General features: G+C 62.4%; 13 protein-coding genes. 11 read left to right on the top strand and 2 right to left on the bottom strand.

Features of this window, described 5'->3' with window-relative positions; all coding sequences use genetic code 11:
- Nucleotides 1–81: 81 nt before the first annotated feature.
- A complete protein-coding gene (locus ABFX18_RS00520; RefSeq protein ID WP_346056984.1) occupies nucleotides 82–828 on the bottom strand; it encodes a DUF429 domain-containing protein in 747 nt (248 codons plus the stop codon).
- A gap of 55 nt (nucleotides 829–883) precedes the next feature.
- Nucleotides 884–1,258: a PH domain-containing protein gene (locus ABFX18_RS00515; RefSeq protein ID WP_346056982.1), complete on the bottom strand. Its 375-nt coding sequence runs from the start codon at nucleotides 1,256–1,258 to the stop codon at nucleotides 884–886.
- Between the two features lie 112 nt (nucleotides 1,259–1,370).
- Between ABFX18_RS00515 and ABFX18_RS00510 the strand changes: the two genes are divergently transcribed.
- The 11 genes from ABFX18_RS00510 to ABFX18_RS00460 all read left to right on the top strand — a co-directional run bounded on the left by ABFX18_RS00510 (nucleotide 1,371) and on the right by ABFX18_RS00460 (nucleotide 13,323).
- Nucleotides 1,371–1,733: an iron chaperone gene (locus tag ABFX18_RS00510; RefSeq protein ID WP_346056980.1), complete on the top strand. Its 363-nt coding sequence runs from the start codon at nucleotides 1,371–1,373 to the stop codon at nucleotides 1,731–1,733.
- A 311-nt stretch (nucleotides 1,734–2,044) separates the two neighbouring features.
- Entirely contained in the window at nucleotides 2,045–3,064 is a 1,020-nt protein-coding gene (locus tag ABFX18_RS00505) for a hypothetical protein (RefSeq protein ID WP_346056978.1), read from the top strand.
- Nucleotides 3,057–4,508: a hypothetical protein gene (locus tag ABFX18_RS00500; protein WP_346056976.1), complete on the top strand. Its 1,452-nt coding sequence runs from the start codon at nucleotides 3,057–3,059 to the stop codon at nucleotides 4,506–4,508. The genes ABFX18_RS00505 and ABFX18_RS00500 overlap by 8 nt, the downstream gene beginning before the upstream one ends.
- Before the next feature lie 211 nt (nucleotides 4,509–4,719).
- Nucleotides 4,720–5,634 (top strand): class I SAM-dependent methyltransferase, encoded by a 915-nt coding sequence (locus ABFX18_RS00495; protein WP_346056974.1) that lies wholly within the window; start codon nucleotides 4,720–4,722, stop codon nucleotides 5,632–5,634.
- A 77-nt stretch (nucleotides 5,635–5,711) separates the two neighbouring features.
- Nucleotides 5,712–7,442, top strand: a complete 1,731-nt coding sequence (locus tag ABFX18_RS00490) for a GmrSD restriction endonuclease domain-containing protein (protein WP_346056972.1) — start codon at nucleotides 5,712–5,714, stop codon at nucleotides 7,440–7,442.
- Nucleotides 7,439–9,736, top strand: a complete 2,298-nt coding sequence (locus ABFX18_RS00485; RefSeq protein WP_346056970.1) for a DUF262 domain-containing protein — start codon at nucleotides 7,439–7,441, stop codon at nucleotides 9,734–9,736. The genes ABFX18_RS00490 and ABFX18_RS00485 overlap by 4 nt, the downstream gene beginning before the upstream one ends.
- Before the next feature lie 149 nt (nucleotides 9,737–9,885).
- Nucleotides 9,886–10,227, top strand: a complete 342-nt coding sequence (locus ABFX18_RS00480; RefSeq protein WP_346056968.1) for a PadR family transcriptional regulator — start codon at nucleotides 9,886–9,888, stop codon at nucleotides 10,225–10,227.
- Entirely contained in the window at nucleotides 10,224–11,093 is an 870-nt protein-coding gene (locus ABFX18_RS00475; RefSeq protein ID WP_346056966.1) for a hypothetical protein, read from the top strand. Before ABFX18_RS00480 ends, ABFX18_RS00475 begins: the two co-directional genes overlap by 4 nt.
- Nucleotides 11,094–11,237: 144 nt before the next feature.
- On the top strand, nucleotides 11,238–11,555 hold the full coding sequence (locus ABFX18_RS00470; protein WP_346056964.1) for a PLD nuclease N-terminal domain-containing protein: 318 nt from the start codon (nucleotides 11,238–11,240) through the stop codon (nucleotides 11,553–11,555).
- Nucleotides 11,552–12,517, top strand: coding sequence for an ABC transporter ATP-binding protein (locus tag ABFX18_RS00465; protein WP_346056962.1), 966 nt, complete (start codon nucleotides 11,552–11,554; stop codon nucleotides 12,515–12,517). Before ABFX18_RS00470 ends, ABFX18_RS00465 begins: the two co-directional genes overlap by 4 nt.
- Nucleotides 12,514–13,323: an ABC transporter permease subunit gene (locus ABFX18_RS00460; protein ID WP_346056960.1), complete on the top strand. Its 810-nt coding sequence runs from the start codon at nucleotides 12,514–12,516 to the stop codon at nucleotides 13,321–13,323. The genes ABFX18_RS00465 and ABFX18_RS00460 overlap by 4 nt, the downstream gene beginning before the upstream one ends.
- Nucleotides 13,324–14,131 lie beyond the last annotated feature (808 nt).

The raw sequence follows: 14,131 nt of genomic DNA, 5'->3' as shown, positions 1-14,131 counted from the left end.
CTCGAATCGGGCCCCGTACGCGGCTTACGCTAGCAAAGGGGCGCCGCTTGCGGCAGTGTATGCGGGTTGGCCCGCTACGGGTTAGTGATCTACTCGGAGCAGGTCGATTTCGCCGATGGGCAGCGCAATCCACCCTTCTCGTCGAGCGCGGCCTCGGAGCTCGGGTGGCGGTTGAGTACTCCTACCCGTTGCCGAGCTGCGAGCCGCGAGCGCGGCGATGACGGCGTCGAACGCATCTGCTGAGGCCACCATCGCGTCCCCGTACCCCGCCATGTCGAGCCATGGTGCGGCGGCTTCAATCTCTTCGAGCAAGCGCGCTCGGCTCTCCGATTGGGTGCGATACGCCGTCATGGCAAAGCCCCACTGTCTCAGCGTCGCTCCCGGGTACACCTCCACGACGTCACCCTCTCCCGCACGATCGACGGTTACACCGCTGTCATCGAGCCGCGCGAGCAGCCCGGCGCAACGCATCGCGGTGAGGCCGAGACGATCGGTCGATACGCTCAATGGCCAGCGACCGGTTCGCTCTCGAATATCGCGGTCGGTAGCTCGGTACGCGAGCGTGCGTCGCCAGGCCTTCCCACCGTCAACTCCTGTGGACTCGCGCTCACCGGCAGCATGCGCTGAGACGAAGTTGACGAACTCATCCGGCCGCCCAAAGGCGCAATCGATGCCAAGCTTCGTGACTCTGGGCGCGGCTTGGACGATCTGCGCATCTTCGACGCCGAGATGCAGCTCTCGAAGGGCAGCTCCTGCATAGCTCCATTCGACGATGGCGAGAGCCGTGCCAGCGCTCTCCGCCGCAAGGTCGACTCCAGCGGTCAGCATCCCACCATGATAGGTGCGACGCCCACGCTCCTGAACGCTGAGCTTCCAGTCTCGACTAGTGGCTGTTCAGCACCGCCCATGCGATCAGGCCGTCGATTCGACGCACGTCGGCACCCTTGCCGAGTTTCACCTTGATGTGGCCGGCTCGAGTCCAGAGTTCGATCTCGCCGTCGCGATCGAGGATCCCTCCCGCGTTCTCCGAAGACCACATGTTGATCGAACTATAGGGCAGCGAGTAGATCTCGATCTTCTTACCAGTTATTCCCTGGGCATCGCGCACGATAAGCCGCTTCGTAGTGAAGGTCGCCGAGTCACGGAAGGTCTGAAACGCGGCCACGGCTTGCTCGCCCTGCACCAACAGAGCTTGAATGTCGTTCGGCACGGCTATTTCACTGCGCAAGGTCCACGCGAGAATGGGGGCGGTTTCCATCAGTAACTCCTTTGTCAGTGGATCTCGACCACTGTCCGATTGTGGGCGACGTACCTGAACCTAGTGCAACTGAGCTCACCGCCCATCACCAGCTTCCGGTTACACTCGCCTCATGGTCTCGAAGGCGGCAACGATCGACGAGTATCTGGCCGCGCTCGATCCCGAGCCTCGCGCCGAGCTCGAACGAATTCGCGCGCTCGTGACATCGCTCGTGCCCGACGCTGTCGAGTCGATGAGCTACGGGATGCCGACCCTCTCCTATCTGGGGCGGGCGCTCGTCTACTTCACGGCGTCGAAGAAGCACCTGAGCTTCTATCCGTCGTCATGGGCGATCGAAGAGCTGCAGGATCGACTCACCCCGTACAAGACCACCGCGCATGCCGTGCAGTTCACGCTGCAGGTGCCGCTCCCTGATGAGCTCATCGCGGATCTCGTGCACGTGCACGTGCGCGAGATCGAGGCGGGGCGGCAGTAGGTGCCGGTGTCGCCCCTCGCTGGAACGCTTCTGCTCGGTGAGTGGTGCGCTTGCGCGGTCAGTTACGTGCAGCATTCCGCGGCTTAACGCATGTAACTGACCACTCGACGCGTTGGCTTGCACCGCGCGACCCTGCGGAGTGAAGGAACCCCGTGCATCCGCAGGGATGGGGTCGTAACACCGAGCCGTTTGGGCGACCATCGCGCCGGTGTCTCGGTGAGCGCTGCGGATGTCGGGAGGTATGAGTATCGTCTCCGCTAACAACGATGCACCGGAGATACTCGATTCTCCGACGTACAGAGGAGATGCGCGTGGGTGAGCGTTCGGAAGTCGAACCGCTTTTATCAGAGATCGAAGAACTGGGTACGCACCACCGCTCTAAGTCGGTTCGCGCCGCCGCGGACGGGGTGCATATGGCCGCCGCCCGCATCGGTACCATCGTCGGTTACCGTATCGAGGGCGCGAAGCAGAAAGCGCGAGCGGCGACCGAGAAAGCACCCGACCCTTACGAAGTCGCGATCGATGAATATAACGCGGCGTACACGTCGATGAGCGACGCCGGGCTGGAGCTGTTGATCGTTCGTCAGCGCACGACCGACCTCGTGGAACTGGTCGAACGACTCATTAACAGCATCGCGAACACTCCGAAGTCGTTCGACGCTGATGTGCAACGGATTGAGACCCGACGAACTGAATTTCTCGAGTCGGAGGCGTTCATTCGGCGCGACCTTGCAGCCGCCCAGCAGTCCGCGTTCGGTGCGGGAGTGGGTGTCGCAGCTGCGGCAGCTGTGGCTACGCTGGCACCGTCCGCAGCGGTGTGGGTCGCAACAACTTTCGGAACGGCCTCGACCGGCACAGCGATTTCGGCGCTTTCGGGCGCCGCCGCGACCAACGCCACCCTCGCGTGGCTGGGCGGCGGGGCTGTCGCCATCGGCGGAGGCGGTACCGCCGCAGGCACAGCTCTTCTCGCGCTCGCAGGTCCCATCGGCTGGAGCATTGCTGGAGCCACCCTGCTCACCTCGGTGGTCCTGTTCACCAGACGAAAGCTCGAGACCCGAGACGCCAAGGAACAGGCACTGACGTCGGTCAAAGAGAACACAGCGACAGTCAGAAAACTGGACGTGCAGATTCGAGATCTGCTGAAGCGCTCACATGCGATGCGAGCGCAGCTCCTCGCTCAGTATCACGCTGCCATCGCCCACCACGGAGCCGATTTCGTCGCACTGGAGACGCGTGAGCAAGCACTGCTCGGCGCCCTCGTCAATAACACCCTCGCTTGCACCGCCGAGCTCGAGAGCCGCGTCGCTGGCGCAGAGGACGCCGATGTCTAAGCTACTGAAGTCGACGCAGGAACAGGCCATCGCGGCGTGGGTCACCCTCGTCAACCAGCAGCGCATCGATGCCCTGCTCGCTTCCTGCACCCTCCAGGACGTACATCTGGAAAACGCGCTCCAGCATGTGCACGAGGCGATGGAGACCATCAGCGAGTTCGTAATCGAGCGCAATCTCGGCGGCCTGAAGGGGATGCACGGGTTCATCGCCGAGGTTACCGAGGTCGGTGTCGCGAATGCGCGGGAGGCGATACGAGGGAACGCACCGGCCTCCATCTGGGTGAATGACAATGGGCCGACGGACATTCTTCGCGCAGGCGCCGAGATTCAGCAGAAGTTCGTCGCCGCAGGCGGAACCTTTTCACTCCAGGCGATCGTGTCGCACCTGGAGAAGTATCCCGACTATCTGGAGCGAGGCGGGACGTACCAGGTGCCTTCTGACTTCTACGCGAGCCTGAAACAGTTGCACGGGATGTCGCAGGAAGAAGCGACGCGAACACTGACGGGCGACGTGAACGGCCCGTCGTATGCACAATGGAAACGCGTACAGGCGCTCTTCGTGAAAAGCGGAATCTCGATCGATTCGATCGAGCCATCGAAGCTCGAATACGCACAGGTGCAGCGTGGCGTAATCGCGCAGACGATGAGCGGGGAGGCGGATGCGCTCGCGGGCGTTGACAGTGGTATCCGCGCTCAGGCGTACGGGCTGAGTCTGCCCTCTGTGCGGGAGGCCGCAAAGGTGTCCACGTTCGCAGCAGCGGCAGAGGGCGCGACGGCTTTCGTTGCAGCAGTGATTGAAAAGCGTCGGACAGGCGTCAAACTCCGAGATTTCACGTCGAGCGACTGGAGCGAGGTTGTTGGCAAGTCGTCGCATGGAGCCGCGAAGGGCGGGGTGCGCGGGATCAGCCTTTATACGCTGACGAACTTCACCGCGACATCGTCGGCGGTAGCCAGCGCACTCGTGACGGTCGCCTTCGGAGTTGCCGAACAGGCGCACCGGCTGCGCAGTGGCGACATCACCGAGCTCGAGTTCATCGAGAACACCGAGTATCTGGCAATCGATGCGGCCGTGAGCGCCCTCTCTTCAATCATCGGCCAGGCCGTCATACCCATGCCTGTGTTTGGCGCGGTCATCGGAAACGCGGTCGGCATGATCCTGTTCAAGTGCGGGAAGGACGCGTTGTCGCGGCGCGAAGTGGCAATCATCCAGCAGTTCGCTGCAGCGCAGCAGGCGCTCGATCTGCGGCTCTCCGCAGAGCACACGCGGCTTCTCGCCGACCTCGAGGACAGTTTTTCGAACTACCTCACTGTGATCGATCTAGCCTTTTCGCCGGAGCCCCAAGCAGCCTTGCTCGGGTCGGTCAAACTCGCGAAGAAGCTCGGTGTTCCTACCGAGCAGATCCTCGATTCCGAGAAGAAAATTGCCGCGTACTTCCTGAGCTGAACGAGCGACCCAGATCGCGAACGGCATTCGTCTCGCTTGGCTCTGCAAACTAGTTCATGACCGACTAAAAGGGTTTCAGTGCCTCACGGTGGTTTTCGCAGCCGTTTCGACGGTCTCCCGTCGCATCACATCGCTCCCCCGACCGGTGACTGTCGGAGGTCGGCTCGAAACTAGCGCCGAGCGATCTTTTGACGCCGCTTGCGAGGAGAAGATGACCGTGATCACGAAACCTGACTTGGACTGGTGGTTGAAGCTCGAGCCCGAACTTGATTGGCGATTTGCGACAACATATGCCGATGGGGCACCCCACGAATACGTTGTCGCAGGCAAGACTCCCGGCCTCACCCAGGACGACGTCGCAAGAGCAGCCCATGTCATCAGGACACATGGTGAGCCGATGAAGTTCTACAAGCAGACACGCATTTATCTCGTCACACCGATGGGATGGAAGCACTGGGACATGCAGGGCGCAATCATCGATGATGCCAGCGTCACACTGATCAATCGCGGCCGGATCGAGCATGTCTATGGTGCGCAAAACATGCCGCGAACTGCTTCAGGCGTGCAATCTTCGTATGACGAAATCGCAACGACCTGGGACCGGGATCACTGCATGAACGAGAACGAACTACACGTTCTGACTAGCCTCATCCGCGAGATCTTCGGCGCCACGTTGGGGCGTACTCTCGATGTCGGGTGCGGAACCGGCGTTCCTCTGGATCTGAATCTTGCTGAATCGGTGCGTTACGTCGGTATCGATCCGTCCACGGCGATGCTCAATGCTCTCGTCATGAAGCACCCTCTACTCGCAGGCGTTCATCCCTTGACATATGCTGAGGCCGAACGTCGCCGGGTGCTGTGCGGGTCCACATACGACGCGGTTCTTGCGCTCGGGGGCTCCGCGTCCTATCTCGCCCCTGACGAGATCAAACAACTCTGCGCGCGCTCGACACGCGCAGTCCTCCTCATGCATTACTTGCCCGGAGTGTCGCCTGTAACGGGTGACCTTGATTCGGAAGTAGCCGAGCAGTCGTTGCGCGCGGCCTCCGCGTCGGCCACATTGCAAATTCAAGTCGGACGGTTCATCGCTTCTGCGCTGCCCGGAAATGCAACGGTTCTGCCATGACATGGAGATCGATCGCTAGGCTGGAACAGGCTGGGAGCGTCGCTTCCTGCGAGGAGGCAGACATCGGAGGGAGAACGGTGGAGGCGCTTCTTGAACCTAAAGCCGTAGGCGACATTTCCGGCGCGTTCTATGTCCCCGCTTATCAGCGCGGCTACCGGTGGGGCAAAGACGAAGTTGATCGACTTCTTGCAGACATCTGGGCGAGTGATGGCAAACCGTATTATCTCCAACCAGTCGTTGTGAAAGCGATGGCCGATGGACGCTGGGAGCTCATTGACGGCCAGCAACGCCTGACGACACTCTATCTCATCTTCAAATTCATGGTGGATCATGGTCTCCAGAGCGCGGGCGCAGGCTACGCGATCGAATACGAGACCCGCGAGAATAGTCGATCGTTTCTCCAGAACCCGAAGGCCGAGCAATGCGACGACAACATCGATTTCCACCACATCTTCGGCGCCTATGAGCACATTCGCGATTGGTTCGAAACTCACGGACACAGGAAACAGTGGGCCGCGAACAAGATTTACGGATACCTATTCGAAACTGTCCAAGTGATCTGGTACGAGGCGCCGGACGAGCCCGAGTTCGACTCCATTTCATTGTTCACTCGGTTGAACGTTGGACGCATCCCGCTCACAGACGCGGAACTCGTGAAGGCGCTCGTTCTCGCACGCGGCCGACTGTTGCCCGGGGTCTCAGATAAGAGTGAGCAAATTGCCGCCCAATGGGATGTATTCGAGCGCGAGTTACGCTCTCCGGAGGTATGGTCGTTCATCACTGCCAAGCACGAAGACGAAGCTACTCACATCGGCTTGATCCTTGATACGCTCGCCGACCGGCTCGGTGGCCGTCCGACGGGGCCGCATCGTCCGAGGTATTACACTTTCGAAACGCTTCGACCTGCGATCGAGAACAGTCCTCAGGATTTCTGGGATGACGTGGTCAGGCTTCATTCTCTGGTGGTTGGCTGGTACGAGGATCGGGATCTCTTCCACAAGGTTGGCTACCTCGTCGCGACCGGCGAATCATTCGCAGACCTTGTTGAGTCGGCATCGGACCTTTCGAAGAGTGCGCTCCACGCAGCACTCGACACAAAGATCCGACTTCGTCTCAGACTCACGCCGGAACAACTCACTGAACTCAATTACGAGTCGGCGGCCAGCAAATGCGAGGACGCCCTGCTACTCATGAATGCCGAGACTGTTCGCACGCGTGCGGATTCATCTGAACGATATTCTTTCCGCGCACACGCCAGGGGCGCCTGGACGCTCGAACACATCCACGCGCAAAATGCTCAGCCACTCAAGCGAGACGAAAGAATCTGGGCGGAGTGGCTGCGGCTGCATCGCGCAGCGCTACAGGGAGTTCCTACGATCGACCCCACTCTGCGTTCCCAACTCACCGCCGAGATTGATGACGTGCTCTCGCTCATTCAGCACAAGCAATCACACGGTATCGCACCCCGCTTCGATTCGGTGAAGGCGAGAACCGAAGCGGCCCTTTCAGATTCTTCTGTGATCGCAGACGATGGCGTACACGCGATCTCGAACTTGGCACTACTTGCCGGTGGGGACAACAGCGCACTGAGCAACTCGACCTTCGAAGTCAAGCGTCGAGAGATCCTCCGACGCGATCGATCCGGCTCCTACATCCCCGCGTGCACCCGAAACGTGTTCCTGAAGTACTACACCGAATCTGACGCTCAACAGATCCACTTCTGGAGCCCTGCAGACCGCGAGTCCTATTTGGGCGCGATACGCGCGGTTCTCGCCCCCTATCTCCTTCCTGAAGAGGTACTCGCATGAAGGGTTACAAAACGACCTATGTAGGCATGTTCCAGCCGCCGCAGTCTGGCATGGCACCAATTAACCTCGTCGAGATTCCGCTCATTCAGCGCGACTATGCACAGGGGCGCCGTGACTCCGCGGTCGACCTCATACGTCGAGACTTCCTTGACGTGCTCATCGCGGCAATAACGAATGGTGACCCGGTCGATCTCGACTTCGTCTACGGGGAGATCAGCGATGGAACTCTTCGCCCGCTTGACGGACAGCAACGGCTTACCACCCTCTTTCTCATCCACTGGTACGTCGCTGCGCGTCTCGGGCGTCTCGATGCTGCAGAAAGCTGGTTGAGGTTCTCCTATGCGACGCGTCAGACAGCCGAACTGTTCTGCAGACAGCTGGTGAATCCGAAGCACCCGCTCCCGACCGAGTTCGAGAAACCTTCGTCATGGATTGTCGACCAACCTTGGTATCTGTTTAGTTGGCAACACGACCCGACGATCCAATCGATGCTTGTGATGCTTGATGCGATTCATGATCGCCTCGATAGCGCGGCGACCAGTCTCGAGACCGCTTGGAACCGTCTCACTGACACGATCAATCCCTCGATTGCGTTCCATCTCCTCCCGATCGATGACATGCCCTCAAGCGAGGAGCTGTACATCAAGATGAACTCCCGGGGTAAACCCTTAACTGAGTTCGAGAATTTCAAGGCCAGATTCGAGCGCATTCTTGAGAGCGTGCTCACGCCCGAGGAGTTCCAGAAGATCATCCACAAGATTGACGGAGCGTGGGCCGATGTGCTGTGGATCTATGCCGGCGAGGACAAGATCGTCGATGACGAGTTTCTTCGTTATCTCGAATTCATCATCGAAGTTTGCGAGTGGCGCGACGGCATTGCCGAAGCCGGGCGACTGCTCGATCGAGCAGAGCGGGTCTTCACTGCGGGCAATGAAGACCACACGAAGTTCCTGTTCCACGCATTTGACACCTGGTTCGATTCAGAAGCCCACTGCCCGGTGGACATCGCAGGAGTGTTCGGTTCCCACCTGGTGAGCGCATCCGAGATCGACGGGGCAGAGCAGGATCAAGTGGTGCTTTTTGACTCGGCGAACGTCAACCTTTTCGAAGAGTGCTGCCGTCGGTATGGCGAGAAGCGCGGCCGCGCAAGGTCGTTCAGCCTCTCTGAGACGCTCTTCCTATTCGCAATATTGCTTCACCGTCAGCACAACACCGACGACATCCAGACACGGCTCCGGATTCTGCGAAACTTGACCGATCGTGCCGACGACGAAGTCCGAGAAGAACGCATGCCGGCGCTCCTCGAAGCCACTGAGGTGCTCATCCGAACTGGCGCGCTTAGCGATCTCAGGGGCTTCAACCAGGAGCGTGTACGCGACGAGATCGAAAAACGGAAGTACTTCGACGACCACGAAGACCAGCTCGGAGAGCTTTACGCGCTCGAAGACCACCCCTTGTTACGTGGCCGAGTATTCGCTTTCGACCTCGAACCTCGTCGTTTGGCACAACGGGCACAGGCGTTCGTAGCCATCGCGTCAAAGGCGCATTGGTCCCAGCTCGGGGCAGCCCTTCTGGCAGAAGGAAACTACGGTCTCGCAATCGGAGAACGTGGGTATCAATTCGGTTCCGGGGAGCAGGAGAGCCGCTGGCGTGACGTACTCACACGACGTGGGCGTGGAAGAAACGCAGAACTACGAAGCGCGCTGAACGGAGTTCTCGACAAGGTCGATTCCAACGCTGAGAACCCTTCCGAGGTTTTCGGAAGAATAACGACGCAGTTCGTCGCACAGCGCCGGACCGAGCAGTACTTTGATTGGCGTTACTACCTCGTTGCGTACGAAGAAATGCGGGAGGGAAAGACTGGCATTTACTACGGTGATCAGCTTCGAGTCGCCGGTACATGGAACTACTCAATGTGCATGTTGAGAACCGATAGTCTCACTGGCTCTGCACGCTATCGCGATCCTTTCCTCCTCGCTTCCTGGAATACGAGTAGCGTTGGGCAAGCCGTGCAGGACCCGTGGTTCCGTGGTTACGAAACAGAACCCCGATGGCTGCGTTTGTCCGCGAGCGATACGGGCATCCGGTGCGTAAAGGAAGGTTTCGAACTCAGTCCGCCTGTTGATCAGGACGCTGCAGTTCGTTTTCGACAAGTCTGCGAGCGGCATGGCGCAGATGACGTTGCTTTCCTACGCGTCAGTCAAGTGACTATCGACGGCGAGGCCATCGATCGCGAGGACCGGGTCCAGAAGTGCGCGGCGCTGATCCGAGATCTCGTCGCAGCGGGCTTATAGGTCGAACCGCGATTGGCGAAGGCTTCCGTAACTCAGAGGTCTCAGAACGCGCCCAAACATCTATGGTCTCGTGATCGGGTCCAACCTGGCAAAGGGGGCGTCGTCATACAACTTTGACAACCCACCCATGTATTGCAAGGCTGTTCAGCATGGCCACGAGCGACCGCACCGCGCAACTCCGCAAGGGAGTGCTCGAACTCGCGATTCTCGCCGTGCTCGACCGCGACGAGTGCTACTCCATCGAGATCATCGAGCAGCTCGGCCAGTACCCGGCGCTGACCGCGACCCCGGGCACGGTCTATCCGCTGCTCGCGCGCCTCGACAAGGCCGACAAGGTGGAGACACGCTGGGTGGAGGCCGCTGGCGGCCCGCCGCGCAAGTACTACCGACTCACCGATGAGGGACGCGCCGCGCTCACGGAGGGAGCGGCCGCATGGAGCGCCCTGAGCAGCGCGATGCACCGCGTCTTGCAGCTGGAGGGCGACGCATGAAGACGTATCTGCGGGAGGTCGACGCGCACCTCGGCGCACTCTCACGGCAGGATCGGATGCTCGCGCTCGAAGCGCTCGCAGCCCAGCTCGACGAGCTCGCCGAGGCCGGCATCGATCCGGTCGAGGCGCTGGGGCCGGCTCAGGATTACGCTGCGGATCTGCTCGACGCACTGACGAGCGACACCCCTGCCGAGAATCCCAACCTCCGCGTGCTGGGCGTGCCCGTCGAGCTGCGGGGACCGCTGAGCGCGGAGGTGCGGTCGCGCACCTGGAACCCGGACAGCTCGCAGCTCTTCGTGCCGCGGTTGCTCGGAGCCGGCTGGACCGTGAACCTCGGGGCGCTGGCGGTGCGTCTGGGGCTCATTCGCCCCGATGACGCCACGAGCGATGTGCTCGACCAGATTCCCGATCGCGCGGTGCGCACGGCGCAACTCACTCCCCTCGTGATCGCGGCGGCATCGTCCGGCGCGCTGGCGCTGACCTGGAAGCGGCTCCCCGACCGCGTCGCCTCCGGCTTCAGCCTCACCGGGCGACGCAATCGCTCCGGATCGAAGCGCGCGCTCGCCGCTACCGCTGCGCTCGGCGTCGGCGCGGCACTGTGGGCCGCGCGGAAGCAGACGTCGACCGAGGACCAGCTCGTGCGCACCGCGAGCGCGACGACGCTCACCGCGATGTCGGCTTCCGTGATCGCCGCATCGATACTCGACGCGCGGCACCCGCGCGGACGCTGGGGGCTGCTGGTCCCCGCGACCCTCCCCCTCGGGATCGCCGCAGCGCTCGCCGTGATCGTGCTGCCGTTGCGGGCGGGGCTGCGCCGTGCCTGGCGCGCGGCCGGTGCGGGCGCTGGCACGACGCCGGCTCCGTAAGCGAAACGGGCCCGCAGGGGCTTTGGCGGCGGTGCGCTGCGCGATCCGGCCACCGACACGGCGGACTTGACTCGGGTACTTTGTATTGCAAGGATGTAGGCAATACCTATCCGCTGGCTTCGTCGCCGAGAAAGAAGATCGCGCATGAATACGGATTTCCCCTCACTGGCCACGACGACCGGGCTCATCGTGGTGGTCGCCCTGTCGCTGCAGGCGTTGCTCGCCGCGGTCAGCCTGCTGGTGCTCGTCAAGACCCCCACGCAGCGGGTGCAGTTCGGACGCAAGTGGCCGTGGGTGCTCATCATCCTGGTGGCGAATACGATCGGGCCGATCCTGTTCCTCGCGGTGGGCCGCCGACCCGCGCCCGTCGCCGACACTGCCGCGCAGGCTCCGGCGAACGTGGCGAGCACCGTCCAGGGCCTGTACGGCTCCGAGCCCGGTGCGACCGGGGCGCAGCGATGAGCGGCCCCCACGACTCCCCCGCGATCGAAACCCGTTCGCTCACGAAGCACTACGGATCGCGGCTCGCACTCGATGGCCTGAACCTGCGGGTCGAGCGGGGGTCGGTGTTCGGCTTTCTCGGCGCGAATGGGGCGGGCAAGACGACGGCGATCCGGATCCTGCTCGCGCTCGCCCGCGCGACCAGTGGCAGCGCCCGCCTGTTCGGCCACGCGCCCGGAAGCGCCGAGGTGCGGCCCCTCATCGGCTACTGCCCCGATGTTCCCGGGTTCCCGTCGTGGATGACCGCGCGCGAGGTGCTCGAGCAGGCCGCGACGCTGTTTCAGCTCCCCCAGAGCACTGTTCGTCGTCGGGTTCCCGAGCTGCTCGAACTCACCGGCCTCGCCGACACCCGCGCCCGCGTCGGCGGATACTCGCGCGGAATGCGTCAGCGGCTCGGCCTCGCGCAAGCCCTCATCAACAGCCCGCAGCTGCTCGTGCTCGACGAACCGACCTCCGCACTCGACCCGATGGGCCGCCGAGCCGTGCTCGAACTCATCACCGAACTCAAAGGAAAGACGACCGTGTTCTTCTCCACGCACCTGCTGCCCGACGTCGAGCGCGTCTGCGACGACGTCGCAATTCTCAGCAACGGACGCGTCGCCGCCGAAGGTGCGCTCCGCGATGTGCGGGCCAGGCTCGGCGGATCGCGCAGTCGACTCGTCGTCGAGGCCGATGAGCCGGAGCGGCTGCGCGAGGCGCTTCGTGCTGCTACGAGGGTTGGTGCCGGATCCGGCTGGGTGCTCGACGTGGCCGAGGACGCCCCCGGGTCGCGCGCCCTCGTGGTCACCGTCGACGATGTCGAGGACGGCGCCGCCCGCGTCGCCGCCGTCGTGAGCTCGCTCGGTTGCCGCCTCTTCCGGCTCGAACCTCGGGCGGCCAGCCTCGAAGACGTGTTCGTCGATCTCGTGGAGGGTGCCCGATGAACGCCATGCTTCCGCTCCTGCGGCTGCGCGCTCGCGAGGTGGTGCGCACCTGGCGCATCTGGGTGCTGCCCGTCGTGCTCGTCTTCCTCGCGGCGAGCGGCCCCCTCATCGCGCGCTTCACCAACGAGATTCTCGCCGGGGCGCTCGGCGGAGGCGAGCTCACCGCGCTCGCGCTGCCCGAACCCACGGCCGCTGACGCGGCAGCGCGTTGGATCACCGACCTCTCACAGCTCGCCGTCTTCGTGGTCGTGATCATGGCCGCCGGTGCGATCAACACCGAGGTGCGCTCGGGCGTTGCATCGCTGCTGCTGGTGAAGCCCGCGTCGCGGGCCGCGTACGTGGTGAGCCACGCGGTGGTGCTCGTGGGGTTCGTTGCGGTTGCTGCATTCATCGGGGCGTTGGTGTCTTGGGGTGTGACCCGGGTCGTGTTTGGTGCTTTTGGGGGTGGCGGCGGTGCCAGTGGTGGCGTTGGTGATCTCGGGGCGATGCTCGGCGCGACCGGCCTGTGGGTCGTACTCGCCACGGTGCTCATCACGGTGTCACTGCTCGCTTCGGCGACCTTCGACGCGATGGCCGCTGCTGCGGGCGTCGGCGTCGGCACGTTCTTCTTGCTTGCACTCGCGGGCGTGGCACCCCGACTCGCGGAGTTCACGCCCGCCGGCCTGCTCCCGGCCGCCGCCGCGGTCGCGACGGGGACTCCTCCGGATGCGGCTGCGATCTGGTGGCCGGTGGCAACCGGGCTCGGGGTGAACGTGGTGCTGGTTGCGGCGGCTGTGGTGGTATTTCGGCGGCGGGAGCTTCGGTGAGTCACGATCACCGCGAGGCTGGCTTGCACAGAGCGTTTCAGCCGCAGCCGCTCTCAGTTTTCAGGGCGCAAGCACGCGGTCTAAGGTTCTTCGCAGCGGCAGAGAGTGCCGGCCTTGGGAGCTAGAGCGACCCTTTGTCATCGCGAAGGCCGGTTGCCCAAGCATCGATCTCTCGTTCGGGGCTCGCGCTAATGTGACGGGATGAAGCGATCGTGGGCGACGTCTGCAGCCGTGAGGCGATCCATGCTCGCAAACCGGCGTCGAGACACGGGCCCGGAACTCGCGGTCCGAAGGGAACTGTTCGCCCACGCTATCGCTACAGAGTGGATTTCGCACCTTTGCGCGAGCAAAGGCGACGAAGGGCAGACATTGTGTTCACGCGCGTCAAGCTCGCAGTCTTCTTAGACGGCTGCTTCTGGCACAGTTGCCCTGAGCACGCTACTTCCCCTAGACGGAATGCGGACTACTGGCTTCCGAAGTTGGAGGCGAACAGAAGACGGGACAGGGATACAAATCTGCTGCTCGAATCCGCGGGATGGTATGTGCTGAGGTTCTGGGAGCATGTGCCCCCAGCTGAGGTCGTGAAACAGATCGAAGAGACCTATCTCGAACTCGATGCCCAGCGTGGAACTGATCGGTGAAGTCCACAGTGGCGATTCATCGAGGTTAGAGTCGACCGGACACTCAATCACCCACCGCGAGCTGCCCTTCCCGAGGGACGCGACGCTCAACCCGAGCCATTGTCCTGGCAGGGTTCCCGCCTCCACGTAAAACCTCGTCAGCGGGGTCGAGAGCTACCTGTCGCCGC

The organism is Leucobacter alluvii, assembly GCF_039530485.1.
Lineage (GTDB): Bacteria > Actinomycetota > Actinomycetes > Actinomycetales > Microbacteriaceae > Leucobacter > Leucobacter alluvii.
Note: the sequence above shows the minus strand (reverse complement) of the source record. Positions and strands in the feature narration are given on the sequence as shown.